General features: G+C 60.6%; 20 protein-coding genes, 4 pseudogenes and 1 riboswitch. Of the genes and pseudogenes, 6 read left to right on the top strand and 18 right to left on the bottom strand.

Going from position 1 to position 24810, the window contains the following annotated elements; all coding sequences use genetic code 11:
- Positions 1-201 (top strand): annotated as a pseudogene (locus J8I82_RS24560) (4-hydroxy-2-oxovalerate aldolase); the annotation flags it as partial.
- 229 nt (positions 202-430) lie between these two features.
- Here the strand turns inward: J8I82_RS24560 and J8I82_RS24565 are convergent.
- From J8I82_RS24565 to J8I82_RS24590, 6 genes and pseudogenes are all read right to left on the bottom strand, one after another.
- Positions 431-661 (bottom strand): annotated as a pseudogene (locus tag J8I82_RS24565) (tripartite tricarboxylate transporter substrate-binding protein); the annotation flags it as partial.
- 356 nt (positions 662-1017) lie between these two features.
- A pseudogene (locus J8I82_RS24570) lies at positions 1018-2627 on the bottom strand (MFS transporter).
- 218 nt (positions 2628-2845) lie between these two features.
- On the bottom strand, positions 2846-3922 hold the full coding sequence (locus J8I82_RS24575) for a porin (protein ID WP_284183142.1): 1077 nt from the start codon (positions 3920-3922) through the stop codon (positions 2846-2848).
- 191 nt (positions 3923-4113) lie between these two features.
- On the bottom strand, positions 4114-5172 hold the full coding sequence (locus J8I82_RS24580) for a bifunctional riboflavin kinase/FAD synthetase (protein WP_209761460.1): 1059 nt from the start codon (positions 5170-5172) through the stop codon (positions 4114-4116).
- Positions 5173-5193: 21 nt separating this feature from the next.
- The gene (locus J8I82_RS24585; protein WP_209761461.1) at positions 5194-6162 is read right to left on the bottom strand and encodes a flavin reductase family protein; all 969 of its coding nucleotides are present in this window, start codon (positions 6160-6162) and stop codon (positions 5194-5196) included.
- Positions 6163-6191: 29 nt separating this feature from the next.
- On the bottom strand, positions 6192-7469 hold the full coding sequence (locus J8I82_RS24590) for an acyl-CoA dehydrogenase family protein (RefSeq protein WP_209761462.1): 1278 nt from the start codon (positions 7467-7469) through the stop codon (positions 6192-6194).
- A 29-nt stretch (positions 7470-7498) separates the two neighbouring features.
- Here J8I82_RS24590 and J8I82_RS24595 point away from each other — a divergent pair, with 29 nt between their 5' ends.
- Positions 7499-8524 carry a LysR substrate-binding domain-containing protein gene (locus J8I82_RS24595; protein ID WP_209761463.1) on the top strand — a complete coding sequence of 342 codons (1026 nt, stop codon included), beginning with the start codon at positions 7499-7501 and terminating at the stop codon, positions 8522-8524.
- An 89-nt stretch (positions 8525-8613) separates the two neighbouring features.
- Here J8I82_RS24595 and J8I82_RS24600 read toward each other — a convergent pair whose 3' ends face one another.
- The 9 genes from J8I82_RS24600 to J8I82_RS24640 all read right to left on the bottom strand — a co-directional run bounded on the left by J8I82_RS24600 (position 8614) and on the right by J8I82_RS24640 (position 17785).
- Entirely contained in the window at positions 8614-10080 is a 1467-nt protein-coding gene (locus tag J8I82_RS24600) for an NAD-dependent succinate-semialdehyde dehydrogenase (protein ID WP_209761464.1), read from the bottom strand.
- Between the two features lie 125 nt (positions 10081-10205).
- Positions 10206-10979 carry a 4-hydroxy-2-oxoheptanedioate aldolase gene (gene hpaI, locus J8I82_RS24605; RefSeq protein WP_209761465.1) on the bottom strand — a complete coding sequence of 258 codons (774 nt, stop codon included), beginning with the start codon at positions 10977-10979 and terminating at the stop codon, positions 10206-10208.
- Between the two features lie 8 nt (positions 10980-10987).
- Positions 10988-11791, bottom strand: coding sequence for a 2-oxo-hept-4-ene-1,7-dioate hydratase (gene hpaH, locus J8I82_RS24610; protein ID WP_209761466.1), 804 nt, complete (start codon positions 11789-11791; stop codon positions 10988-10990).
- A 39-nt stretch (positions 11792-11830) separates the two neighbouring features.
- Entirely contained in the window at positions 11831-12808 is a 978-nt protein-coding gene (locus tag J8I82_RS24615; RefSeq protein ID WP_209761467.1) for a Bug family tripartite tricarboxylate transporter substrate binding protein, read from the bottom strand.
- Between the two features lie 104 nt (positions 12809-12912).
- The gene (locus tag J8I82_RS24620) at positions 12913-14295 is read right to left on the bottom strand and encodes an MmgE/PrpD family protein (RefSeq protein ID WP_209761468.1); all 1383 of its coding nucleotides are present in this window, start codon (positions 14293-14295) and stop codon (positions 12913-12915) included.
- 25 nt (positions 14296-14320) lie between these two features.
- Positions 14321-15214, bottom strand: coding sequence for a tripartite tricarboxylate transporter substrate-binding protein (locus J8I82_RS24625; RefSeq protein WP_209761469.1), 894 nt, complete (start codon positions 15212-15214; stop codon positions 14321-14323).
- 136 nt (positions 15215-15350) lie between these two features.
- Positions 15351-16187: an alpha/beta fold hydrolase gene (locus tag J8I82_RS24630; protein WP_209761470.1), complete on the bottom strand. Its 837-nt coding sequence runs from the start codon at positions 16185-16187 to the stop codon at positions 15351-15353.
- Between the two features lie 12 nt (positions 16188-16199).
- The gene (locus J8I82_RS24635) at positions 16200-17075 is read right to left on the bottom strand and encodes an alpha/beta fold hydrolase (protein ID WP_209761471.1); all 876 of its coding nucleotides are present in this window, start codon (positions 17073-17075) and stop codon (positions 16200-16202) included.
- Positions 17076-17230: 155 nt separating this feature from the next.
- Positions 17231-17785 (bottom strand): VOC family protein, encoded by a 555-nt coding sequence (locus tag J8I82_RS24640; protein ID WP_209761472.1) that lies wholly within the window; start codon positions 17783-17785, stop codon positions 17231-17233.
- A 270-nt stretch (positions 17786-18055) separates the two neighbouring features.
- Here J8I82_RS24640 and J8I82_RS24645 point away from each other — a divergent pair.
- From J8I82_RS24645 to J8I82_RS24655, 3 genes and pseudogenes are all read left to right on the top strand, one after another.
- Positions 18056-18311: pseudogene (locus tag J8I82_RS24645) on the top strand (site-specific integrase); the annotation flags it as partial.
- Between the two features lie 172 nt (positions 18312-18483).
- A complete protein-coding gene (locus J8I82_RS24650; protein WP_209761473.1) occupies positions 18484-19164 on the top strand; it encodes a methyl-accepting chemotaxis protein in 681 nt (226 codons plus the stop codon).
- Positions 19165-19177: 13 nt separating this feature from the next.
- On the top strand, positions 19178-19969 hold the full coding sequence (locus tag J8I82_RS24655; protein WP_209761474.1) for a type IV pili methyl-accepting chemotaxis transducer N-terminal domain-containing protein: 792 nt from the start codon (positions 19178-19180) through the stop codon (positions 19967-19969).
- Between the two features lie 420 nt (positions 19970-20389).
- Here J8I82_RS24655 and J8I82_RS24660 read toward each other — a convergent pair whose 3' ends face one another.
- On the bottom strand, positions 20390-21283 hold the full coding sequence (locus tag J8I82_RS24660) for an SDR family oxidoreductase (RefSeq protein ID WP_209761475.1): 894 nt from the start codon (positions 21281-21283) through the stop codon (positions 20390-20392).
- A 104-nt stretch (positions 21284-21387) separates the two neighbouring features.
- Between J8I82_RS24660 and J8I82_RS24665 the strand changes: the two genes are divergently transcribed.
- Positions 21388-22221, top strand: coding sequence for a helix-turn-helix transcriptional regulator (locus tag J8I82_RS24665; protein WP_209761476.1), 834 nt, complete (start codon positions 21388-21390; stop codon positions 22219-22221).
- 17 nt (positions 22222-22238) lie between these two features.
- On the opposite strand, the gene J8I82_RS24670 is transcribed toward J8I82_RS24665, so the two are convergent.
- Complete coding sequence (locus J8I82_RS24670) at positions 22239-22940, bottom strand: DJ-1/PfpI family protein (RefSeq protein ID WP_209761477.1); 702 nt, start codon at positions 22938-22940, stop codon at positions 22239-22241.
- A gap of 266 nt (positions 22941-23206) precedes the next feature.
- Positions 23207-24496: a D-amino acid dehydrogenase gene (locus tag J8I82_RS24675; RefSeq protein WP_245180083.1), complete on the bottom strand. Its 1290-nt coding sequence runs from the start codon at positions 24494-24496 to the stop codon at positions 23207-23209.
- 107 nt (positions 24497-24603) lie between these two features.
- Positions 24604-24698, bottom strand: a riboswitch (glycine riboswitch).
- Positions 24699-24810 lie beyond the last annotated feature (112 nt).

The raw sequence follows: 24810 nt of genomic DNA on the forward strand, positions 1-24810 counted from the left end.
TATTCCAGCTTCCTGCGCCACAGCGAAGCGGCCGCGGCGCGCTATGGCCTCAAGACCGTCGACGTGCTGGTCGAACTGGGACGCCGCCGGATGGTGGGCGGGCAGGAGGATATGATTGTCGACGTGGCGCTGGACCTCGTGCGCACGGGCGGCGCAGCGGGTGCGCAGCAAGACAGCGAGGCCGCCCATGCGCAGGCCTAACTTCGTCTTCATTTTCGCCGACGGCTAAGCGGACCTGGGCTGCACTGGCGCACGCGCGCCTTTGCCCACCCCAATCTGGACCGCATGGCGGCCGAGGGCAAACAATTCCGGTATGGCTACACATGATTGCCAGCCTGTAGTCGACAAGCTGGCCGCTGCCATCCAGAAGGTGCTGCGGGACCCTGCATTTGCATTGCGCATGTCTTTGGCTGACCAGGGTCGCAGTGCCATTGCCTGCCGCGCCGTAGCTGATGGCGCCTATCTTCTTCTGCACGTGGTCGATGAACTCCGGCAGAGTCTTGGCCGGAACGCTGTTATTCACTACGAGCACGTTCGGAATCAAGACCACTTGGGAAATGGGGGTGAGGTCCTTGCGCAGATCGAACCCCGTGTTCCTATACAGCGTAACATTGGTAACCCCCCAATCAGTTGTTTCCCCGAGATTGCTTTTGACATTCATTTCGCTACCTCAGCCACCATCACGCACGATGCAGAAAGGTCTCGTTGCCAGGCAAATGGGTGGAGTTCACATGTTTTGCTTCGAGTACGGAAAAATAGATAATGGGTATGCGCAGCTTGCCTTCGCAGACGCCCGCAAAAAGCGAACATCTGAAAAGCATCACCGACGGCATCCAACGCAGCGGGCTACGGTTGTCGGAGGCCGCCACCCCTGCTGGACACCTCGCAGTCGGCTCTGCTCATGGCGCTGTGCGGGAAGTCCCAGTCCTTCCGTGGAGCCGAACCGCGCAACTGGCGGGACAGGCTAAGCTTTCGTTTGCGCTGATCTCGGTCGCAGACTCTTCCATACATCAACCGTCACATTCGCAAACGGCTGACCTTTACCGTGGACTCCATGAGGCTGTGCCTAATGCGGGGCTCCTCTTTTGCGATATGAAAGGATAGTTTGCGATCGCGTAGCTCTGCATCACTGTTGGTGATGCGATCCAATCGTCGCAGGTGGTCGTTCCAAGATGGATCGACAATGATCTCCACAAAACGCCCGGGTTCGTGCAGGTCATGCAGCAATTCCCACGAGATTGCACCATGACGAAAGCGGCTCGAGCGACCTTCGTTCAGCATTAGCGCGCGAAATTCGGAAGCGCGTGAGGCATCAATGCTGTATTCGATTGTCACCATCACATGACCCGCTACTGGCGGATTTTCGACCTCCGGCATCGGCGATATACGCTTTGGCGTGAAGTCCTCAACGGTGCCGGCATCGGGCCGTACCCGGCTAACCAATGCAATGGCAATCAAGGCGAGGGCGGCGGCGCTCGCCAAGCTCAGCCGCACGCTGGTCCACGCAGCAATCTGTCCCCATACCGCTGCGCCCATGGCACTTGCACCCATGACGGTCATCTGGCTGATTGAAATGCCCCGTGCTCGGACCCAGTTAGGTAAGCTTTGGTGCGAAGCCAGCGTTAAGGTGTTGCCGACGGTAATCCAGGCCGCTCCAGCGATGAACATTGCTGGCATGGCCAGCCACAACCGGTCCGCCACGGTCATCGCGATCATCGCTGCAGCCTGGACGGCAGTGCCTCGCAATACCAGCGAGTCGCGCGAATAGCGTTCTCGCAGTCGCGGGAGCCAGTGGGCTGAGCCAATGGCTCCCGCGCCCATGGAGGCAATCAACAGAGTGTAGGCACCCGCGCCTCCACCTTTGAGTTGGCGCACGAGCAGCGGCAACATACACATCAATGCGGTCGAGCAATGGAAGAAAATTCCAAGCCGCCACAGTACTCCCTTGAGTTGCGAGGACTGTGCAACGTACTGCAGCCCAGCTCGCATGGCGTTGAACATTCGCTCGCGCCCGTGACGATTCCTTGCGCTCTCGCTCTTCCAGCGACTCACCATCCATGCCGCGATGATGGAAAGAATCGCATTGAGCAGGAACACAGCCGCGGTTCCAGCGCTGCTGATCAGAAGTCCCGCCAGGATAGGACCGAGGATTCTCGAGGCATTTACCGATACCGCGCTAAGCGCGGTGGCCGCCGGTAGCTGAGCGCGGGGTACCACTTCTGGCAACGCAGCTCCCAACACAGGCATGCGCATTGCGAGCCCGATGCCGTTGGCGAACACCAAGGCCAACAGCACCGGTGGCGTCATCCAACCCAGGTAAGAAGCAGCGCTCAGAAGGGACGCCGTTCCTGCAACCCAGATTTGTGTAACCAGAAGATAAGTCTTGCGATCCAAGCTATCCGCCAAGGCTCCGCTGGGGAGCCCGATTAGCAAGACCGGGAAGGTCGATGCCGTCTGGACCAGCGAAACCCACAGGGCGCGGTGGTGAGCGAACTCATCATCCACGCAGCGGAAACATCACTCATCCACGTGCAGACATTGGCAACAAGGCTAGCCGTCCACAACAAGCGGAATGCTACGCTGCGAAAAGGCTGCAGCGCGTGGGGCTGATCGTCACGATGAGTCATGGCGAGGATGCATTAGCTGTAGCGATAATAACTGTGCAGTGGAAAGCAACCAGGCTTACCGGATCGACGCGTTCTCGCGCCTCTCCTCCAACTGTCAGCGATCATGTCAGGATCGTAGGCGCGCGCAGCCATCTGGTCGCGTTCGCCCATACAGAAACGGGGCTCTGCCTTTCGATGGGTGGCGTTGCGACAATCAGGCATGCGCGTCTCATTTCTCGCTAGAATTTATGCCGCATGCCGATGCCGGCACCGAACTGGTTCTTCTCATTCGGCGCCAGCTGATAGGCAGCTGCTGCGCCATTGAGGTTCTCGAAATTCAGTGCAGCATTCTTGGTGAATGCAGTCGCCAGGTAGACGTCAGTACGTTTGGACAGCGCATAGTCGGCAATGAATGTCACCTGCCACGGGTTAGTGGGGTTGAATTTGCCAGCCGCCGCGTATTGCGACTTGACGTTGTCGTAGTAGAACGCAGCTGTCAGCGTCACCGGCTGAATTGGCGAGTAGTTGACGCCGATGATCCAGAGGTCATCACGGGCCGCAGTGTTGACGGTGGGCGTGTCGTTCTTGTTGTAGCGATACACTGCCTGAGCCAGTAACTGGGGAGTAATCTGGTAGCGCAGACCAACAGCCGCCTTCTGCGTACGCGTGTAGCTGCCTGATGCATTGCGCGCGGAATTGATGTTGTCATAAGACGTAGAAATGCCGAACTTGCCGCTCTGATAGTCCAGGCCTGCGCCATATCCCGCTGCAACGGTCATCGTACCGGGCTGCTCGCCGAAACTCCAATGCACTTCTGTTGTGAGCCCCCCGAATACACCGCGATACTTGATCATGTTATCGCCGCGTGACGACAGACCCGTAATGGCCAGCACAGGCTCGTATAGCGTTGCGTAGGCGGCGGGAACGTAGTTGGCGAGTGCGAGGAACAGGGAGGTATACTGCCTGCCCAATGTAATTTGCTGATTCTCAGCGGCGAGACCGACCCAAGCCTGCCGCCCGAACAGTCTCCCACCCTGCAGCGATACGCCGTTGTCCAAGCCGAAGCCACTCTCGAGTGCGAAGATGGCTCGTTTCCCGCTGCCGAGATCTTCGGCACCCCGAAGGCCCCAACGGCTCGGCGACATCCCGCCGGAGTTCAATGCCACCTTGGAATGGCCGTCTGGGCCTGTTCCGAGATTGTGGTTTGTGTATTCAATATAGGCATCAGCGACTCCATACAGCGTGACAGACGACTGGGCCAATGCGCTACCGCTTGCCATGGCGCATGCCAAGGCGATCAGGCTTCTTCTCAACACATTCTCCTCCTGGGTCTTTTTAGGAAATTGCTACGCTTTCACCTTGCCGTTTGCGAGGTGAATTGCGATCCAGCTTTTGGGACTGGTTTTTGGCCTTTCTAACGCTATATTCGACGGTAGAAGGCGAAACTGTTGGCGGCGTTATGGGTAATGAGTACCGTCGCTATCTCGATGGAGGCTGGCGGTGGCCTTTAGAAGCACGCCCGCAGATGGTAAGACTTCATTTGATGTTTATCGGGTTGGCGCAGTACTCTCGCATCGGCCGGCGCGCTCTTGGCTCGCTCCAGCAACTGGTGATTGCATTTCCACCAGTAACGGGCCGCGAGGACATCGCGGGCCACGCCGTCAGACGAGCACTGGGGATTGCCAAGCGACTGCCCATCGTAGAGCTTGTGCAGAAACTCGACTCGCACATGCAGACCCAAGGAATCTCCATGGTCAGCGATCAGGCCGTCCCAAACATGCACCCGCAACATAGGCTGCGGGCGTCCGTCAGCAGCCTGCTGCATCCCAATGCATCCGATGCCTGCGTGCATCGTGCTGCTCGCCCCTTTGACCCGCACGACGAATGTGCCGCGTGCCGCTGGCGCGCTTGGACCGATACGCAGGTTGATAGACGGAAAGCCAAGATTGCTTCCATGTCCGCTTCCACGCACGATCCGGCCACAGATCCCATAGGGTCGTCCAAGCAGCGTGCATGTGTTCGCCAGATTTCCGCGCTCCAGTTCGTGACGGATGCAAGTGCTGGACACTCGCAGCCCCGACACTTCGTGGCTCGCCATACTGGCAACGTCAAATCCCCGCAATTTTCCCGCCAGCTGCAGCATTGTGGCGTCGCCTTCGCGGCCTGCACCGAAGCGGAAATCATCGCCCAGCAGCATGTAGCGCGCCTTCATGGCGTTGCACAGCACGTCGTCGATAAAGGACTGCGCGGGAAGCCGGGCAAACGATTCGTCGAAACGCATAACCACGAGACGGTCCACACCCCAACGCCGTAACTCTGTTGCCTTGTCGCGAAGCGTGCCGATCCGGGTAGGTGCCTGTTCAGGATGTCCCCGGCGCAGCGCGAGCCAGGTGCGGGGGTGGGGATCGAACGTCATCACGGTCGACGGCAGGCCACGGCGGTGCGCCTCGCACACCAACCGTGCGAGCAACGCCTGGTGCCCTCGGTGTACGCCGTCGAAGTTGCCGATGCTCAGCGCGCAGTCGAAGCGCTTTGAGCTGGACGGTAGCCCGCAGATAATTTCCATGTCAACTCCCCCACGGCACACTTAACGGTCTTGCAAGGCCAACAGCACGCGCTTGGCTGCTGCAACGTCGGATTCGGGCAGACCTTGAAGCTTCTCCGCAGCGAATGCCACCGAGCGAGCAGCAATGGCCGCATTCGTGTCACGCCCCGAGTGAGTCAGCTCAAATCGGCCCGTCGCATCCTTGGCGATATAACCGTGTGCATCGAGATCGGCGAGCGTATCCTCAACCGCTTCGTGCCCGAGATACGTTAACCGTTCCAACTCCTCCGCCGGACACGGGCCGGCGCCCAGCTTATTCAGGATGCGTGTCGACGATGTGTTAAGGCCGAGGGCCTCACGATGCTGCTGGAACTGTGCCGACATGCGCTGATTGGCGATACTGAGCAGGCGCAGCAAGGGAGCATCGGCCACATCGCAGGCGGGAGCGGTAGCCGCAGCTTCCCGGCTGGCCAATACATAGGGATGACTCTGCGTAACCGCGTACTGTCCTTGCGCGAACAAGAGCGGCTCACCTTGGTAGCTGGCATGGCGCTCCACACGCATCAACAGAATGAAATGGTCGCCTCCATCAAGCACAGCGTGCCGGCGGCACTCCAGATGGGCAATAGCCCCGTCCAGTAGTGGCGCGCCATGTGCGTCCGGCTCCCACGCTGCCATCTGGAAGCGATCGGGATGGGCAGAGCCAAACCACTGTGAGACCTGAACCTGATTGGCTGACAGTACGTTGATAGCGAGGTGCTTCGCTTCGCAGAAATCCGCCGCACTAGCGGACTCTCGACGAATAGACCACAACACCAGTGGCGGGTCGAGGGACACGGCGGCAAAGGAGTTCACCGCCATACCCAATAGCCTGCCGTTGTGGCGTGCCGTGATCACCGCCACGCCCGTCGGGTACTGGCCCAGGCAGCGCCTGAATGCGCGACTGTCGGTGTCCGGGCACCCCTGCTCGATGAGGCGTGTGTCGTTGGAGGTAAGGGCTGTAACGCTCATGGGAGTATCTCTGCGACGAACGGTGACGCTTACTTGTAGTAGGAAACCATCGCCATGTCGATCTTGGACTGCGACGGCCCAGGTTGATCAAACATGGATCCGATGTATTGGCAGGCCGCAGCCTCACGCCCGGCCGAGCCGTGGTTCCGCATCGCCATCAGGTCGCGGAACGCGTTCTGCATGGGATTCCCTTCCTTGATCGCTGCCGCTCCTGCGTGGGGCCAGATGTCTGCGAATGCTTCAAAGCAAGTTCCTGCGGCATCGGAAGCCTCGTAGCGGACCCTGAGCTTCTCCATCTGCGTTGGCTCCTCGCCACGGCATGCCAGGTCGAACAGCATCCGCCAGTTCTCCAGGTGCCGCGTGCGCACGCCTTTGACCTTCGTGAGTGCCTGCGCCAGACGCACCTGCATGAACGGGTTAGCCGACGAGGCCGTGCCGGTACCTTGACGTCCCAGTCGCACACGCGTCTGCTCAATGAACTCCTGCAGGCCGCCCATGGTCATGCCGATAGCCGCATTGGACATCGTCGAGTTGAACATGGCCGAGAAGGACAAGCGGAACAATGGTCGGTTATTGATCATCAACCCTGCATCCACCTCGTTGAGGGTGTCAGCCAGCTTGTGCACTCGGTACTCAGGAACGAAGACCTCGCGTAACGTGATGGCTTTGCTGCCCGTACCTCGCAAGCCCGATACATCCCAGCTTTCGTGATCAATAGTGACATTGCTCAAAGGGACCACGTAGTTGCGATCACCGCCTCCAAGCACGACCCACTCAGCGTGGTCCACGCCACTGGAAAAGGTCCAGGTACCGTCGAGGATATAGCCGCCCTCCACTACACGGGCCTTGCCGATAGGCGCGTAAGAACTCGACGCCACCGTGTCTGGGCCATTTGCCCAGAATTCCTTCTGCATGCGCTCGTCCATCAGCGCGACCTCGAACGAGTGCACGGTGAGTTGGCCGCCGATCCATGCCGCCGAGGGGTCCGCAGCGCCAATTCTCATAATGCCGTCAAAGAAGGCCGCCGGCGGCAGTTCAAGCCCGCCGAACTGCCGCGGCGTGAGGGCTCGGAAAACACCGACCTCCTTCATAGCGGCAACGGAGGCATCAGCAACCCGGCCGATGCGCTCGGACTCTGCGCGGTGCGCGGCAATGAGCGGAACGACTTTCTCGACGTTGGCGACGAACTCTGCGCCGGCCGCGAGCGCGCTCTCACGGTACGCGGCCCCATCCACGGCAAGAGGATGAGGGTTCGTGGACTTACGGCTGGCGATGGTTGCGGTCGCGAAGATGTCAAACGTTCCCATGGAAAGGTCCTGCGTGGTCGAGTGAAAGAATGAGGAAAGTCTATGAGTTGGCCTTGCTCAACCAAAACGATCTCTTCTCCGCTACAATGAGTTGTACTCATGCAAAAAACACCGCCAGGCCATGCACCTGCCGCGGCGCCCCCGAGACAATGAACCGGCTTCCCTCCCTCACTGCCGTGCGCTACTTTGCCGTGGCCGCGCACTGGCTTAGTTTTACCGTGGCTGCTCGTGAACTTCATGTCACTCAGGGCGCCGTCAGCAGGATGGTCCAGTCACTGGAGAGCGATCTTGGCGTGCAGCTCTTTAGCCGCAACGGCAGGTGGATCTCACTGACGCCTGCCGGCAAGGTCTATTACGAAAAAGTCAGCCAGGGACTGCGGCAGATCGAGGCCGCGGGAACGTTGGTGCGCAAATCCACTGAAGAAGATGCTCTGTCCATCGTCGTGAATGAGGGCTTTGCGACGCTGTGGCTGGTGCCCAAGCTGCCTGAATTCCGCAGCCAGCATCCCGACATCCTTGTCAATCTGTTGGGCAGTGATCCGAATTCGGCTGGCGAAGCCGCCGCGCTGGCCATCCGTTACGGCACGCCGCCCTGGCCGGGTTGCGTCGCGACGCGACTGCCGGTCAGCACGACGCTAGGCGTGGTTTGCTCGCCGCAGCTCCAGCAACTCACCCGCCTGCGCCGGCCCGACGATCTCGTCGGACGTCCCTTGCTTGCCTACACCGGCGGCAAGCGCGACTACTGGAAGGAATACTTTGAGAAGCTCGATCTGCCCGTGCCCGACATGTCGCAATCACCACGCTTCCCGCAATTGCTGACGCTCAGGGAAGCGGCCCTTTCTGGCATAGGTTTCGCGTTGGTGCCACTGTTCCTTGTGGAGTCAGAACTGGAGGCGGGGCGCCTCGTCCGCGCCCTACCTCAGACAGTGGAGCCCGACCACGCCTACTACGTAACGCATCCGAAGGGCGCAGACCTTGACGAACGCGTCCACGCATTCAAGAAATGGCTGATTGCCAGGACCAAGGCGGCCCCGAAGCACAGGGAGAATGGATAGGCGCCACCCCAGCCGTTGCATCGCAAGGTGGGCGCGAAGGCGCGCCCTACACTTACTCGTAGGGCGGCAAAGCCGGTGGGGAGATGCAATCAGCGGTCAATCCCGCCCATGCACAAGTACTTGATTTCCAGGTAGTCGTCCATGCCGTGGTGCGATCCTTCGCGCCCATGCCCTGACTGCTTAACGCCGCCAAAAGGAGCCACCGCAGTTGAGATCAGGCCGGTATTGATGCCCACCATGCCGGCTTCCAGCGCTGAGGATACGCGCCACACGCGGCCCACGTCCCGGGAATAGAAGTACGCGGCAAGACCGAAGTGGGTGTTGTTGGCCATCGCCACCGCCTCGGCCTCGGTGTGAAAGCGCAACAATGGGGCCACGGGGCCAAACACCTCTTCAACGGCCACCCGCATGTCCGGCGTGACGTCAGCGAGAACAGTGGGCTCGTAGAAGGTGCCACCCAGTGCATGCCGCCGCCCCCCGGCGAGGAGCTTGGCGCCCCGCTGCACAGCATCCCCGACCAGATCCTCTACCTTGCAGAGAGCGCGTTCATCGATCAACGGCCCTTGAGCCACACCGGCATCCATGCCGTTGCCAACCTTGAGCTGTAAGACCGCCTCGGACAGGCGCCGCGCGAACTCATCGTACGCGCCGTCCTGAACCAGCAGTCTGTTAGCGCACACACAGGTCTGGCCGGTGTTGCGGTATTTGGCAGTGACGGCCCCCTCGACTGCGGCGTCCAGGTCTGCATCATCGAAAACAATAAAGGGAGCATTGCCACCCAGTTCTAGCGACATCTTCTTGATCGTCGGAGCACACTGGGCAGCGAGTAAACGGCCGACTTCCGTGGACCCAGTGAAGCTAAGCTTGCGTACCACGGGACTGTCTGTCAGTGCTTTGCCGATCTCATGCGCCCTGCCTGTCATGACGTTGAACACACCCGGCGGCACGCCGGCGCGGAGCGCAAGCTCCGCTATCGCCAGTGCACTCAACGGCGTTTGAGCCGCCGGCTTTACAATAATGGTGCACCCGGCAGCCAATGCTGGCGCTACCTTGCGGGCGATCATTGCGACTGGGAAGTTCCAGGGGGTGATCGCGGCGCACACGCCCACCGGCTCACGCGTTACGACTATCCTCTTGTCGGCCCAGGGAGAGGGAATGGTCTCGCCGTAGGCGCGGCGCGCTTCCTCTGCAAACCATTCGGCATACGAGGCAGCAGATGCGATTTCGGCACGGGCTTCGGCAAGTGGCTTGCCCTGTTCCGCCGTCATGAGTTGCGCGAGATCTTCCTGGTGGGCGATCATCATCTCGTACCAGCGTCGCAAGATGCGGGTGCGGTCATCGGCGGTACGCAAGCGCCAGCGCGCGAACGCAAGTTCCGCCGCAGCAATGGCTCGCTCGGTTTCCAATGTTCCGGCTACCGGGACATGGCCCACGACGTCGCCGTTGGCCGGATTATGTACGGCCTCCGTCTCACCGCTGTCGGCGGCCTGCCACTCTCCGTTGATAAGGCATTGGTATTTGAGCAGGCCAGGATCCTGCAGTGTCAGTGTGGGCATGGTTGAGTGTCGTGCTTTGTGGGAAACGAGAGATTTGGGGGCGCACGCCGGCAGCCGCGAAGCTGCGCCTGGACGCGACCTGCGCGAAGGGATAGCAACAGAAAATGGGGGGCCGGCGCTGAAGGTCAGGAGCCGCGCTTGAAGGTGCGTGCGAGTTCGACCGCTGCGCGCACCAGGAGCACCGTGTCCACACCTACTGCCACAAACAGCGCTCCTGCGTCGAGATAGGAATGTGCCAGTGTGGGGTCTGTCGCAAGAATGCCGGCCGCCTTGCCGGCGGCGCGCACTGTCGCAATGCCTTCTTTGATGGCACGTTGTACTTCCGGATGGCCGGGCTGGCCACGCAAGCCCATCGCAGCAGACAGGTCCGCCGGGCCGAAGAACACGCCATCGACGCCGTCGGTTTCCGCGATGGCCGCGAGATTCAGCAGCGCCTTCGGGGTCTCTGCCTGGACGAGCAGGCACATCTGGTCGTTGGCTTGGTCAAGGTAGCCCTCCACGTTGCCCCAGCGCGCCGCGCGCGCCAATGAGGCCCCCACCCCCCGGATGCCTTGCGGCGGATAACGCATTGCGCGCGCCATCAGAGACGCCTGTTCCGGCGTGTCAATCATGGGCACGAGCAGCGTCTGTGCGCCCACGTCAAGGTACTGCTTGACCAAAGCTGTATCGCCCTCGACGGGCCGCACCACCGGATGGACCGGATAGGGGGCAACCGCCCTGAGTTGCTGAAGCACGCTACGCGGGTCGTTAGGCGCATGCTCGGCATCGAACAGGAGCCAGTCGTAGCCTGTGGCGGCGACGGCCTCGGCCGCATTGGCGTCGGCCAGACCTACCCAGAGACCAATCTGAGGACGCCCCTCGTGAAGCGCTTGTTTGAAGTGGTTAATTGGCAACTTCATTGCACACCTCAGGCGAATCGGAAAGACACTGTGCCCAACTGGCCATAGTCAACGTGAAAGCTGTCGCCGGCAGCCGCTGGCGTGGGCCGCGTAAATGACCCTGCGAGAATGACCTGGCCGGCTTCCAATCCTTCACCGTGCGCCGCGATCTTGTTGGCGAGCCAGGCCACGCCTGTAGCTGGATGGTTGAGGACGCCAGCGCCCAGCCCCGTCTCTTCGACAACGCCGTTCTTGAACAGCATCGCGCCAACCCAGCGCAGATCCACGGCATCTGGTCGCACCGGCCGGCCGCCCAGCACAATACCGGCGTTGGCTGCAAAGTCGCTGATCGTGTCAAACACCTTTCGCGGCGCCTTAGTTTCGCGGTCGAACTGCTCGATGCGGGAATCGATGATCTCGACCGCCGGCGTAACGTAATCGGTGGCCGACAGCACGTCAAACAGCGTGACGCCCGGACCTTTCAAGGGCCGACCCAAGATGAAGGCCAGCTCCACCTCTACGCGTGGTGCAATAAACCGCTCGGTTGGCAGTTCGCTTCCCTGCTCGAAGAACATATCGTCCATCAGCGGGGCAGAATCCGGCTCGCTGATCTGGCTGGACAGCTGCATGGCACGCGAGGTCAGTCCGATCTTGCGACCTTTGACGCAACGGCCATCAGCGACTTCAAGGCTCACCCATTCCCTTTGAATGGCATACCCGTCGTCGATAGTCATCTGCGGGTACTGAGAGGAAAACTGCCGCAATTGAGCGCGCATCTTGCGCGCGTCGTAGAGCTGGCGCGCCAGCGCCACAATGACGTCTTGAGAAAGCATGGTTTGGCTTAGGAATAGTGAAATCTGGTAATGTGCCGGTCACTGGGCGACGATGCCCACCTCTCGGGCCAGTGCGGACCATTCCGAAATCTCTGTGTCGACGCGCTTGCGAAGCTCTTTCGCGCTTGATCCGACAGGTTCGAAGTAGATCGCTTGTATGCGCCTGGACCCCTCTGGAGATTTGATAATCGACGTCAGGTCCGCATTGATCTTGCTGATCACCAATGTGGGCGTGCCCGGGGGCGCGAAGATCCCCATCCAGTTGTTGCGGATGCCAGGTAGGCCCAACTCCTTGAAGGTCGGCACGTCAGGATAGACAGCCGATCGCTTGTCACCGGTGACAGCCAATACCTTGAGCTTGCCCTCCTTGACCAGCGGCAACATGCTGTACTCCGGCGTGAAGGCCAGTTGCGCATCGTTGTTCATTAGCGCAGACGCGTATTCTGCCGAGCCCTTGTACTGTATGGGCTCGATACGGATGCCCTTCTGCTTGAGCATCAGGTGAAAGTAAAGCAGCGAGTCGCCACCTCCTGTGGTGGCAAAGTTCAGCCGCCCCGGGTTCGCCTTCGCGTAATTCACCATCTCGTTGAAGTTCTTTGCGGGCAACGCGCCCGAAGCAGTCAGTGCAAAGCGCCCCTCGGCCACGAGCGTCACTGGCTCCAGCCCCTCTGGCACCGGCACAATGGGCTTCTTCATAAAGATCTTGGCCGCTGGCCACGCTGGCGTGTGCATCAGCAGCGTCGATCCGTCCGGCGCGGCATTGGCCACCGTCTTGGCACCAATCATGCCGCTGGCGCCGGGCTTGTTCTCCACGATGACGGTCTGCTTGACCGCGTCGTGCAAATCTTTGGCGAGGAGTCGGGCGAGCGCGTCCGGCGGCGATCCCGCCGGATAAGGCACGACGATCGTGATCGGCTTGTTTGGATAGCTCTGCGCCATTGACTGAGTCGGGAACGGCAAGCTCAGCATGGCAAAGGATAAGAGTAGGCCGCTGCGGCGGCGCATGGTGTCGATCACGGCGTAGTCCTGCTAAATCAGGTCAAGATCAACTGGAGGTTTGGCAAGGAGCAATTGGCGGCGCTGGTAACCAGTGTGCCACCAGCGCCAGGACCGTAATCCGCTTATTGCACCAAGCTGGCGGCCAGCGCCGAAACGTCTTCGACGTTCTCCAGGTTATCCAGCATCACGAGCGCCTTCGCGGCACGCTCCGGGCAGACCGTTTTCGAGAACTCCATGTTTCTCCAGTACTTCTGGCGTACAAGATCGGCCTCAACGGGATTGTCAGCCCAGCCCAGAGGCATCTTCAGACGGCTTGCCGAAAGCCGTCTGCCGTCGCGGAGCGTGACCACGAGGCGGCTGTGCTGGTTGCCCGACAGTTCATCACAAGGCACGAGTCGCACCCGTTGGGTGAGTTCTAGGAGTTCCGGCACATGCAGGTTCTCTTCGGTGTAGTGCTCGATGCGTACTTCGCGTCGCAACAGCACGTTCGCAATGGCATATGGAATGCTGAAGAGCAGCCGCGGCTGCGCGTCCCCCTGTTGAACTGGCTGATTGAGGAATAGGTTAACGCGGTGCGGTGGCACTTCGAGGATGACTTCCTCTATATCCTGCACATCAAAGGCATTCGCTTGAACGATCTCAAGAGCGCTCTCGATGGGATTGTGGTTGCCGTAGCAGGATGGATGCAGCTTGTGCATGCCCTTGACGTAATAGAGGCGTCCCAGGTCTGCAACGGCGTTCTCGGGACACGGCTTGTTGCCGTAGAGCGCGAAATACCCTTGGGGGCTCATCAGGGGATCCTTGACGCCCTTGAACCCGCGCATCGCCATCTGCACCGCGAGCACCGAATTGCTGGCCGCCATGGCGCCGGGCAACTTGAAGCTGTCGACACCATCCCACAGGGACTGGAACGATCCCGCCATCAGGTGCAGCAGGATGCCGAAGGCGTTGACGAGCTGGTCATGATCAGCGCCCATCAGCCTGCCGGCGAGCGCCGTGGCGCCGAAGGCGTTGGCCGTGCCGCAAACTTCAAAACACTTGTTGAAGTCGAACTGATCCGCGACTGCCATACGCGCGCCAATGTCGCCGCCCAGGATCACCGCCGCGAGCAGTTCTTTGCCGGAAGCCCGGGTAAATTCCGCGACGGACAGCGCCGTTGGCTCAGTGGTGCTACACACGTGGCCCACCATCTTGCCGGCGTTGATCCCTTCGGCCTCTGGCCCGGTCACCTCGAAGTCGAACGAGCGGCACATGACCGAGTTCATCATGGCCGCGTGCTGCAGCGGCACACGGTCGCCGTGCGAAATAATGGTCGCCTGGGACGCGCCGCCCCAACTCCGCACCAGATCCAGCAGCGCCTGGTTGCCCGGGGCCTCTACCCCGCCAACGGTGCATCCGATCGCATCGATAAGCCGCAACCGGGCGGCCTCGACAGTCTCCGCATCAAACGATTCGAACTTCGTGTTGAGGGCGTGGTCAACGATCTGATCAATAAGTCGCATCATCTTCTCTGTGTGTAGCTGCAAGGTGTCACTGGGGCTCATACCTGGACTCGCGGATTTGCTTGGACCAGAACGTCGTTGCCTCACCAGCCAGCCCGCGCAGCTCCTTAGCTGGAATGTAGCGAGGCACGAAGCCGGCTGCAGTGATAAGGTCTCGCACGGCCGGTTCGGCCAGGGCGTCACGGATGGCGTTCTGCATCGTTTCGATCTGAGCGGCCGGCACCTTGGCAGAGGCGAATACGGCTTGCCAGTTCGAGGGACCAACGTCGATGCCGCTGTCTGCCATCGTCGGTACTTCGGGGGCCCAACCGACCTTTTGCACGGCCGCGAGTAAACGGACCTTGCCGGCCCTGTATTGCTCCATCATTTCGCGGCACGGACCCACAGCAGCCGGTACAAAGCCCCCGGCAAGATCGATCACCATGGGTGCGCCGCCCTTGTATGGTACGGCGCGCAAATCCAGTCCGCCGTGCTTGCCGATCACGTAGCCGTAGAAGTGAGGCAGCGAACCCATCGCCGGCACGCCGTAAGTTGTAAGGCTCGCGTCTTTTGCGGCCGCCGCCAGATAGTCCTTGAGCGTTCGGGCGGCAACCAGTTTGGTATTGACCGCAAAGCACATGTCAAAAGAGCTGAGGCCGGCGACGGGCTGGAAATCGCGCATTGCGTCATAACCAGCCGCCTTCAAAGTCATCGGCGTGATCAGGAACTGGTCAGAGGTCAGCATAAAGGTGGTGCCGTCGGCCGGCGCCAACTTCAACGCCTGCGCTGCCAACGCACCGGCCGCGCCCGGTTTGTTTAGCACGATTACGGTCTTTTTGAGCTTCGCCTGCAAGCTAAAAGCCAGAGCGCGAGCGACCGTATCGGCGCCGCCTCCAGCCTGGTAGCCGACCAGCAGCTTGATCGTCTCGGGCTGTTGCGCCATGGATGTCGACAAAGCCGATGCGGCCAGTGTAGCCACTGCGACAAGGGCGCCCAGCTTTGCCCAGGCAGAGCGGACCAAATGCAGGAATATCAGGGGGCGGCTAGCTTTCATAATTGGTCACGAATGATGTTGTGGCTTATTGCAGTTCCAGGAAGCTGACAACGTTGCGGTTGAACTCTTCGGCTTTCTCGAACGGCACCCAAAGACCACATTTCCCATGGATGTGGACACGCGAGTTGGGAATGCGGTTGAGCATGAACAGGGCGTGATCGTAGTTGAGGGTCTGGTTTTCGCGCCCCCAGATCACTAACGTTTCGGCCTGAATTTTATGCAGGTCCTGCCAAAGTGGTTCAATGGTGCTGCCGGAGGCGCCGCCCCTGCCCTCAGGCGCGTGAACCATGAAGGCAGGATCAATGCTGGCCTCGTAGCGCTCGCGTACGACATCCTCAGTGATCAAAGCCTTGTCGTAGACGGTGCGCTCAAGATTGGCGCGGATGCGCTCCATGCTAGGCCCTTCACCAGTGTAGTAGTCATGAGAAGCGGGCCGCGGCGTGCCGATCTGGAACAGGGACAGGCCACCTGGCGAATTCACGACGACAAGCTTCCCCAGGCGCTCCGGATAGTCGAGTGCCATCTTTAGCGCTACCGAGCCGCCAGTGGCCATACCGAGCAGATGCGCACGCCGGATGTTCAGGGCATCGAGCATGTCACGAAAGGTGCGCGCATAGAACGAGGTTCGCGGACCTTCCACCTGAGGCTTATCGGACATGCCATAGCCAGGCAGATCGACAATGAGCGTCCGGAAGTGCCGGGATAGGGTCGGCAGGTTCCTGCCGAAGTTCCCCCAGCCGAAAGCGCCCGGAGCGCCGCCATGAATGCACAGCAGCACCGGCCCATCACCTGCTTCATGGTAGTGGATCCTGATGTCCCCGGCTTCCACGAACCGGCTGGTTGTTTCTCGTGTCAAATTCATCGGTTTTCCCCTTCACGGGCGCCGCAGAAAGCTGATACTGGATTCGTTGAACGCTTCAGGCTGCTCGTACTGTGCCCAGTGATCACAGCCATGCAGCTCAACGAGTTCCGTGCGCGGCGCGGTGCGGGCAATCGCGTAGGCATTAGAGAGAAACATGTTTGGAGCATCGATCGCCGCGAAGACCTGGATCGGAAGAGACAGCGAGCGCCACTGCAGCTCGCTCAGCGCCTGGCCTCCCAGTGAGAAAGCCAGCAAGTGGGGCATCGCAGCCTTCATGCGGGGATCGCGATAGATTGCCAGTCGAATCGCAACCAAATCGTCTGAAAGCGCAGCAGGGTTAATGACGAGGCCCTTCATGGCAGCGTGAACCGTCTCCCAGGTCGGATCGGCGGAGGCCGCCAGCCTGCGATTGCGCACTCCCTCGGCGACACGTGCCTCTTCTTCGGCATCAGTGATGATGCCTGCCGGCGCGACCATGACGAGCTTGTCCACGAGCGCTGGATGCGCCAGAGCCAGCGCTGCGCCGACCCACGATCCCAATGACACGCCGACTACCGCCGCGTGATCGATTTCCAATGCATCCATCGTCGCGCGGACGTGCTCGGCATAGTCGCTGATCATGTAGGCATGATCAGGCTTGTCCGTCAGGCCGCAGCCGAGCATGTCGATGGCCACGACCCGAAAGTACCTTGCGTAGGCGGCGATATTGGCGCAGAAGTTCTCCAGGCTGCCGGCCGTGCCATGTAGCATGACGACCACGGGCGCGTCAGCCGGCCCTGCTTCAAGATAGCGTGTCTGTATGCCAGCCGCGTTCACCCAGCCCAATCGGTGCGTGGTACTGAACAGCCGCTGCCAGATGCCCGGAATCCTATTCGTTGTAACATCCATGGGTTTTTCCATTGGCCACACAGGCATGACGGTGCGTCGGCAAGCCGTAGGGTCGTAACAAGGATCTCCGCTGCCTTCAGGATCCTGGCAGCAGCTGTCGCGCGAGGCGTGATGCTTCCTCTCCTGTCTCCGTGGGCGCGAGATCCAGGTGGATCTCAGGCGGAGCGCTGCGCCTCGATGCGTGCCTGGATGTGTGCCATCCACTCCTCACGCGTCATGTAGCCCGGCTGGGCCTGTACAGAAGCTTGCGTGCGTGCACGGATTGCTTCCTCAGATTCGGTAACAAGGTCGAGTTCCCACCAGGTAGGCTGGCTCACGTACCATTCTGTCGGCGTGTAGACCTCAATGCGATTGCCTTCCGGATCGGCGACGTAGAGGCTCCACGTGTTACCGTGGTCTTTTTGTTGGAGGATGGAGACGCCTGCCTCGTGGAACGCAATGGCAAGCCGCTTCAGGTCCGACAGACTCTCGACCGTGAAGGACAGTTGGTTGGCTCCCGGCCACTCCGGCTTACGGCCGCTTGCAAAGACGATCTGGTGATGCTCCTCGGGGTCACCGGTCATGAAGATCACATGGTGTCCGGCCTTGGCGGTGCCGAGATCCGACACAACCAAGCCGAACCAGCGCGAGTAGAAGCGTGCGAGCAAGTCGGGATCGAAAGCGAAGATCCCCGTGTGACGAAAATGCGTCTTTGGCAAGGCAGCCATCATTATTCCTCTGGTGTTGAAGCTGGATAGGAGAAGCGGCACGAGTGCGTCACAAACCGCCCATGGAGTTGAAGCCTGCAGCAGCGATTCGCTATATGAACCGCCGCCAGAGATGGGACTACTCTATTGGACAAGGCTTCTTATCGAAAACCATCTTTTCTCCGCCAGCATGACGTCACGTCATGGAAGATCCGGATTTTCGCTGGAGTCTGCAGGGGGTCTCCGGGGCAAGATGGACGGCTGTCGTCTCCCTGAACGTCCACTTTGCCTGACCTGAGCCACGAGTTGCAGGACGCCGTCGCTGCGATACCAGAGACGACTGACACCGCCACCGCGCGCGAGTGCCTGCATGCGGCAGGCTGCCGCTGGCTATTGAGCGTGCTCTATCTGGGGGGCTTGCGCGCGGCCGAGGTCACCGGCACGGCCATGGGGGCGTTCTTCTGCCGGCGCGATGCCCAGGGCGTCGAGCGCTGGTGGCTCGAGGTCACCGGCAAGGGCAACAAGACCCGGCTGGTGCCCGCCACCACAAACAGGCAAGTCGCGAGGATGCGCTCAGAAAGGAGCGGCTGGGGCAACGGCGCTCCGAAGCAAGGTGACAGCGAACCGGAAACGCGGTTTGCGGGCCATTGCTTCGGGGCGCTTTTTTTGATTGCCGGTCAATGCGGATCCGCACTGTTTCGACACCACCTGCAAGGTAATGGATGAATACCTCCTCCACTCAGTCACCCCAGGCCGAAGTGTCCGCTGAGACCATCGGTGCGTTGATCAATCTTTCCGGACGGCAGCGCATGTTGTCGCAACGGATCGTGCTACAGCTGCTGCTCGCCTCGCGAGGGGATCGAACTGCCCGCGAAAGCGCTCGCAAGTGCCTGTCGACGTTCGAATCCGCGCATGCGGATCTTGTGATCGGCAATGAGCGTTTGCCGGGCGCATTCTCAGTGGCCTTGCAACAACTGTACTTCGGCAATGCGCGTGCCGATGCACGGATTCGTGAATTCATCGCCCAGGCCCGGACCGCAATCGACGCGCCACCGGCTGACATCGCCGGGCGAACGTCCTCCCTCAATGCGCTCGTGATGCAGGCCACGCCATTACTGGACCTGCTGCAGGCCATCACGCAGGCCTATCAGGAGGAAATGCATGGTTGCGAGCTTGCCGTGCGCAAACGCCAAGCCGACCTCGTCGAGCGCCTCAGCAGTATTTCGATGCAGGCCAACATCGTCGCAATGAACGCGCGCGTCTCCGCGGCACGGGCGGGAGAGTATGGCAGGGAGTTCTCCGTCATCACGCAGGTGCTGGCGGACATCATTAAGGAGATGGATCGACTGGTCCGCGATCTCGTCGGCTCAAGCAACGCGTCCAAGGGCTCACCTCGACATTGATCTGGAGACGACTTTGAAACGTTACCTCTGTTCCTGCCTGATTCTCTGCTGCCTTGCGGGACTTGCTTTAACCGGGACCGCCTTCGCCGAAGCGCTGACCATCCACTCGGCGATCAACAAGGCGGGCCGCCAGCGCATGCTGTCTCAGCGCATGGCCAAGGCATATTGCCAGGCCGGGCTTGGCGTCGAAGTGGAGCGTTCGAGGAGGATCCTTGACGAGTCGGTGGCGCTCTTCGACAGGCAACTCGCGGATCTGAAGGCGTTTGGGCCCACGCCTGAAATCAAGGACACCTATGACAGGCTCGGGCAGACGTGGATCGTCTATAAGCAGTTGCTAACCGGCAGCGAGCCGAATTTCGAAATCGCGAAGAAAATCGCAATCTCCAGCGAGGAGGTATTGAAGCTTGCGCAGCAAGGAACCGTACAACTCGAAAGGCATTCTGGTACCGCAGCAGGCAAACTGATCAACGTCGCCGGCCGACAGCGCATGCTTTCGCAGAGAATCGCCAAGGCCAGCATGTTCCGCGCCTGGGGTATCACCTCCCCGCAGATGGCCAAGGAACTGGACAGTTCCGCCCGAGAGTTCGCGGCCGCGCAGGTGTTTCTCACCGAAGCACCGCAGAACACGCCGGCAATTCGCAGTGAACTGCACCTTGCCGGTTCTCAGTGGCTCTTCTTTGAAGAAGCGCTCAAACAGACCGGAGGCAGTCGCGCCGAGCAGTTGAGAAACATCGCCACGACCAGCGAGCGGATTCTTCAGGTCATGGATGCCGTCACGGACATGTACGAGGGAATGGCCAGATAACGGAATCCGTCGGCCTCGCAGAACGCAATCTGGAGCAGACGCCGGACCTTCACCACATTTCATTGCCGCGATGTTTGCTTGTTCCAGGTTTTGTGGGGTTGGCTTCTCGGCGATTAATTGCGTTTTAATGGAGTTCTCAAGACATTCGTTTACCACTCAAGCACCATTGCCGATCACCAAAAGGTCGTGGCCCCGTGCGGGCAACGAGCTTGCACACATAGTTGCCGGGAAGCCGGTTACTGTAACGACGGTAAGCCGAGGCAAGGGGCCGCAGGGAGCGTACTGCAGGCTTCGATAGTGTCGGTCCCCCTCGCGCGTCGCAGGAGAAAAGCGCTTACCCACACGGCAAGAATACGCTCAGTCATTCGAACCCACCATCGTCAGCACCCGGCCAGCGAGGCGGAGGCCGGCCATTTGCGTTCATTGGGCGAAATATTGCGGCCGATCGAGGTCCACGATGAGGCCCGGCTGTTTGGGCTCCCAGTTCAGCACCTGCCGCGTATGCTGGCTCGACGCCCGATTGTCGACCGCTGCGAAGCCAGCAAACCATCCGAAGTGCTCAGTTGCCTGCTCCGGCGTGATGCTGACTGTGGGCAGCCCCAAACGACGACCAATCACGGTGGCAATATCGCGGAGCGGTACGCCCTCTTCGGCGGTCGCGTGATAGCGAGCTGGGATGCCTCTCTCGGCAGCCAGCCGGAAGACTTGGGCGGCATCCCGCCGGTGTACCGCCGGCCAATGGTTCAAGCCCTCGCCAACATAGGCCGACACGCCTTTCTCACGTGCTATGGCGATCAGCATCGGCACAAAGCCGTGGTCCCCATCTCCGTGCACCGAGGGCGGCAGGCGGACCACTGACACGTTCGTTCCGCCCCCCATCAGACCCGTCGCCGCCACTTCCGTCGCTACGCGCGGGAACGGCACCGTACTCATGTCCGGCAGCTGATCCTCCGTCGCCACACCCCCAGGCGCCAATAGGCCCGTGCCGGAGGTGATAATCAGCGGCTTGCCGGATGCTCCCACGGCCTCGCCCATCGCCTCGATCACGTGGCGGTCGTTTGCACTATGCTCGGCAAACTTTGAAAAGTCGTGGTTAAACGCCGTGTGGATGATCGCGTCGGCCTGCTTCACGCCGCGCAAGATGCTGTCGATATCGTCCAGATTGGCAAAGTGCGCCGTCGCCCCAACATCACGCAGATGCCACGCACCAGCCTCCGACCTTGTCATCCCGATCACCGAATGACCCGCGGCCAGCAGTTCATCGACCACGGCTGCCCCTATGAAACCCGTTGCGCCGGTTACGAAAATACGCATGGAAATCACCTCCTCGCTGAAAGATGAGGTGCATTCTTGCTCTATGATTTATAGGGGTAAAGTAGTGTCTTTATACTGGTAAACGGGCTAACAGGATAATCACGATGGCCATCGGCGAGAACCTGCTCGGCGCCTACCTGCGCGACCGCCGCGCCAAGCTGGACCCGGGCGCCTTTGGCATCTCACCGACCCGTCGTCGCACACCAGGGCTGCGCCGCGAAGAGGTTGCCCAGCGCGCGAACGTCAGCGTTACTTGGTACACCTGGCTCGAGCAAGGCCGAGGCGGTGCGCCGTCCGCCGAGGTGCTCAACCGCATTGCCCGCGCCCTGCTGCTCACCGACGTCGAACGCGAACACCTGTTTCTGCTCGCTCAGGGGCGACCTCCCGAAGCCCGCTACCAAGCGAGCGAGGGTATCACCCCAACCCTGCAACGCGTATTGGATTCGCTCGCCTTCAGTCCCGCTCTGGTCGTACGCGCCTTCACGCGCGACATCCTCGCCTGGAACCATGCCGCCACCGCCGTCTTGGTGGACTACGCCGCCCTGCCTGCCAAACAGCGCAACGTCTTGCGCTTACTCTTCTGCAACGCGACCGTTCGTGCCCGCCAACCGGATTGGGAAAGCGTCGCCCGCTTCGCCGTCGCCACTTTTCGCGCCGATGCAGCCCGCGCCGGCGCAGCCCTTGCCATCGAGATCAGAACTTTAGTCGAAGAACTCTGCGCGGAAAGTCACGAATTCGCTGCTCTATGGAGCGAACACGATGTCTGCAGCCATGGGGAAGGAATCAAGACCATCAATCACCCCACGGTCGGCTTACTATCGCTCGAATATTCGGCATTCTCCGTAGATGGGCGACCGGACTTGAATTTGGTGATCTATACGCCGGAGACTGAAGCAGACGCAGCAAGTGTAAGAGAGTTGGTTACCGCGTATTCTTGATGCATTGGCTCGAACGATTACTGATGCCGAGCGGCAAACCGACGGGCCGCCTCACGGACAGGCGCCACGAGCGGCTCCAAGCGCGTGACAGCGGCCGCGAGAACCTCCGGGGCAGCCTTTTCCGGAACCCCTACGTCGAAGGGCGGCTTCGGGTCATATTCGAAGATGAGCTGAATCATCTTGGCCACGTCACACCCTCGCAGGATCGCCGCGAGGTGCAGCCCGAAATCGACGCCAGCGGTCACGCCCCCACCTGTCACGCGATTTCGGTCAACCACGAACCGCGCCTGGCTCGGAATGGCGCCGTAGTCGGCCAGGATTTCGCGATAGGCCCAATGCGAAGTGGCGCGATAGCCCTTGAGCAACTCCGCGGCCGCGAGGATCACAGATCCCGTACAGACGCTCGTGACATAGGCTGCCTTATCGCCAATCCTCGCCAAGAATTTCAGCGTCTCGGTGTCTTCGACCATCAAGTGCGTGCTGACCCCGCCCGGAACCAGGAGGATGTCGTAATCGGCTTCGCACGCGGAGAAGGACTTCGCCGGAATGATCGAGATCTGCCGGTCGCTCACGACGGGCTCGGTGGTCTTGGCTACGACGTCGACATGCACGCCGGGGAGACTGGCAAGAACCTGATGCGGCCCGATCAGATCCAATGCCGTGAACTTCGGGTAAGCGAGCATCGCAATGCGCGTTGAATCAGCAACTGTCGTGGACATGTATTCACCGTTGATTTGGAATCGATCGACAGCTTAGCAAGCTGTCGACCGCAGGAACTCGATGCATCAGGCGCTATGGCGATTCGGCGGAGCGATTGCATTGCTGCGTGCGCTACAGTTCAATCCGGCATCGCCTGGCACGAGGCGCGTCCGGTGCTGTACCGGTTAGATAGCCAATCTCGACCCGGGAGTTGGCAAGACCAAACCTGCCCACACCCAAGCGTGCAATGACAAGACGCCTACATTGGAAACGTGCCAACTGAGGATTAGTGGCGCGGACAGTCGCGGGCGATTACGCTCGCAATCATCGAGGCGGTCGCGCCCGACAATGTCCAACCGAGATGCCCGTGGCCGGTGTTGTAAAACACGCGTGCATGCCGGCCACGGCCGACGCGCGGCATCATGTCAGGCATCATCGGGCGCAAGCCTGCCCAAGGCACCACACGCGAGGTTCCGATAGCGAAGTTACGGCGTGTCCAGGCGATCAAGGGTTCGATGCGGTCGGCGCGAATGTCGCGGTTGAAGCCGTTGAATTCCGCCGTGCCGGCCACACGGAATCGTCCCGCTCCCAGGCGGCTTGTCACGATCTTCGCGCTCTCGTCCAGCAGACTGACCCACGGCGCGCCTTGCACGCTGGCTTCGTCGTCGAGATGCACGGTGATCGAATAACCCTTGACCGGGTACACGTTGATGCGATCCCCCACCATCCGCGCGATATGGCGGCTCCCGACACCGGCGCAGACCACCAGCGCATCAGCGACGAGTTCTTGCCCGGCGTCAGCGTGCGTGGTCGAAAGCTTATCGTCCAGCGTAGCCTGCAACAGGAGGCGAACGCCTTGTTCGGTCATCTCCACGGCCTGCACATCCATGCCGTGCAGGAAGCGCACATCGTATTTATGACAGGCCTGCGCGAGGCCGCGCGTGAACTTGTGAATATCGCCGGTGGCGTCTGACGCGGTGAAGTAGCCGCCGTAGTACTGGCCTTGCAGCGTTGGTTCGATCGTCTTGATTTCCTCCGGACTCACCGCATGACGCTCGAGTCCTCCAGCGACGAGGAGCGAATTGGTCCTGCCTGCGGCCGCAAAGCTTGCTTTGTCGTGGTAGATGTGCAGTATCCCGCGGCGCTGCAGGTCGAAGTCGATCTGCTCACGCTCTGCCATCTCGAACAGGTATTTGCGTGCCTCGATGGCCAACCGGGTGGTCTCGATCGTGTTGCGGCGGTAGCGCGGGATGCTTGCGACGAATTCTCCGAGCCATGAGTATTTGTGCCACGACGGCTTGGGATTGAGCAACAGCGGGGCATCCTTCTGTAGCATCCATTTGATCCCCTTGAGCAACGTGCCAGAGCTGTTCCAGACTTCGGCATTGCTCGCGGAAAGCTGGCCGCCATTGGCGAACGATGTTTCCATCGCCGGATATAAATGGCGGTCGACGACCGTGACCTGGTACCCAAGTCTCGAGAGCGTATAAGCGGTAGTGACGCCAGAAATACCGGCGCCGACGATGACAATATGCGTCATGGCAGTCCCTGTGAAGTAAATTCTTGACCGGACCATCCGGCCATTCACCCCATCTGTCTCGGGACCTGAGAGCTTAGGCACCGACGTGCTGGTGCCATCCCCTTCGGTGGGCATGCCTGGGCATGCCACTCTCCAGATTTGCAGTAGACGTCACAGTCCTTTTGCCTGAGAGTTTCCGGGGTGGTTGCTCCGTCGGCGCTGGGCACGTGTGCTGCCCAGTCTCTCCTGCGACGTATCGAGGCCATCAAACTAATGGCCGCTTTTGCGTGCTGCTTGTTCAGCATAACCGATTTGTGTCGATCATGGCCTCCTGGTTTTTGGCAAGGTTTCACACTTCGCGTATCGGTCGA

It is taken from the genome of Cupriavidus consociatus (assembly GCF_017814975.1).
Classification (GTDB): Bacteria; Pseudomonadota; Gammaproteobacteria; order Burkholderiales; family Burkholderiaceae; genus Cupriavidus; species Cupriavidus consociatus.

Coding starts and splice junctions, on each gene's coding strand:
- J8I82_RS24580 (WP_209761460.1), bottom strand. CDS start 5,172: ATGGAAATTATCTGCGGGCTACCGTCCAGCTCAAAGCGCTTCGACTGC.
- J8I82_RS24585 (WP_209761461.1), bottom strand. CDS start 6,162: ATGAGCGTTACAGCCCTTACCTCCAACGACACACGCCTCATCGAGCAG.
- J8I82_RS24590 (WP_209761462.1), bottom strand. CDS start 7,469: ATGGGAACGTTTGACATCTTCGCGACCGCAACCATCGCCAGCCGTAAG.
- J8I82_RS24595 (WP_209761463.1), top strand. CDS start 7,499: ATGAGGAAAGTCTATGAGTTGGCCTTGCTCAACCAAAACGATCTCTTC.
- J8I82_RS24600 (WP_209761464.1), bottom strand. CDS start 10,080: ATGCCCACACTGACACTGCAGGATCCTGGCCTGCTCAAATACCAATGC.
- hpaI (WP_209761465.1), bottom strand. CDS start 10,979: ATGAAGTTGCCAATTAACCACTTCAAACAAGCGCTTCACGAGGGGCGT.
- hpaH (WP_209761466.1), bottom strand. CDS start 11,791: ATGCTTTCTCAAGACGTCATTGTGGCGCTGGCGCGCCAGCTCTACGAC.
- J8I82_RS24620 (WP_209761468.1), bottom strand. CDS start 14,295: ATGATGCGACTTATTGATCAGATCGTTGACCACGCCCTCAACACGAAG.
- J8I82_RS24625 (WP_209761469.1), bottom strand. CDS start 15,214: ATGGCGCAACAGCCCGAGACGATCAAGCTGCTGGTCGGCTACCAGGCT.
- J8I82_RS24630 (WP_209761470.1), bottom strand. CDS start 16,187: ATGAATTTGACACGAGAAACAACCAGCCGGTTCGTGGAAGCCGGGGAC.
- J8I82_RS24635 (WP_209761471.1), bottom strand. CDS start 17,075: ATGGATGTTACAACGAATAGGATTCCGGGCATCTGGCAGCGGCTGTTC.
- J8I82_RS24640 (WP_209761472.1), bottom strand. CDS start 17,785: ATGATGGCTGCCTTGCCAAAGACGCATTTTCGTCACACGGGGATCTTC.
- J8I82_RS24650 (WP_209761473.1), top strand. CDS start 18,484: ATGAATACCTCCTCCACTCAGTCACCCCAGGCCGAAGTGTCCGCTGAG.
- J8I82_RS24660 (WP_209761475.1), bottom strand. CDS start 21,283: ATGCGTATTTTCGTAACCGGCGCAACGGGTTTCATAGGGGCAGCCGTG.
- J8I82_RS24665 (WP_209761476.1), top strand. CDS start 21,388: ATGGCCATCGGCGAGAACCTGCTCGGCGCCTACCTGCGCGACCGCCGC.
- J8I82_RS24670 (WP_209761477.1), bottom strand. CDS start 22,940: ATGTCCACGACAGTTGCTGATTCAACGCGCATTGCGATGCTCGCTTAC.
- J8I82_RS24675 (WP_245180083.1), bottom strand. CDS start 24,496: ATGGTCCGGTCAAGAATTTACTTCACAGGGACTGCCATGACGCATATT.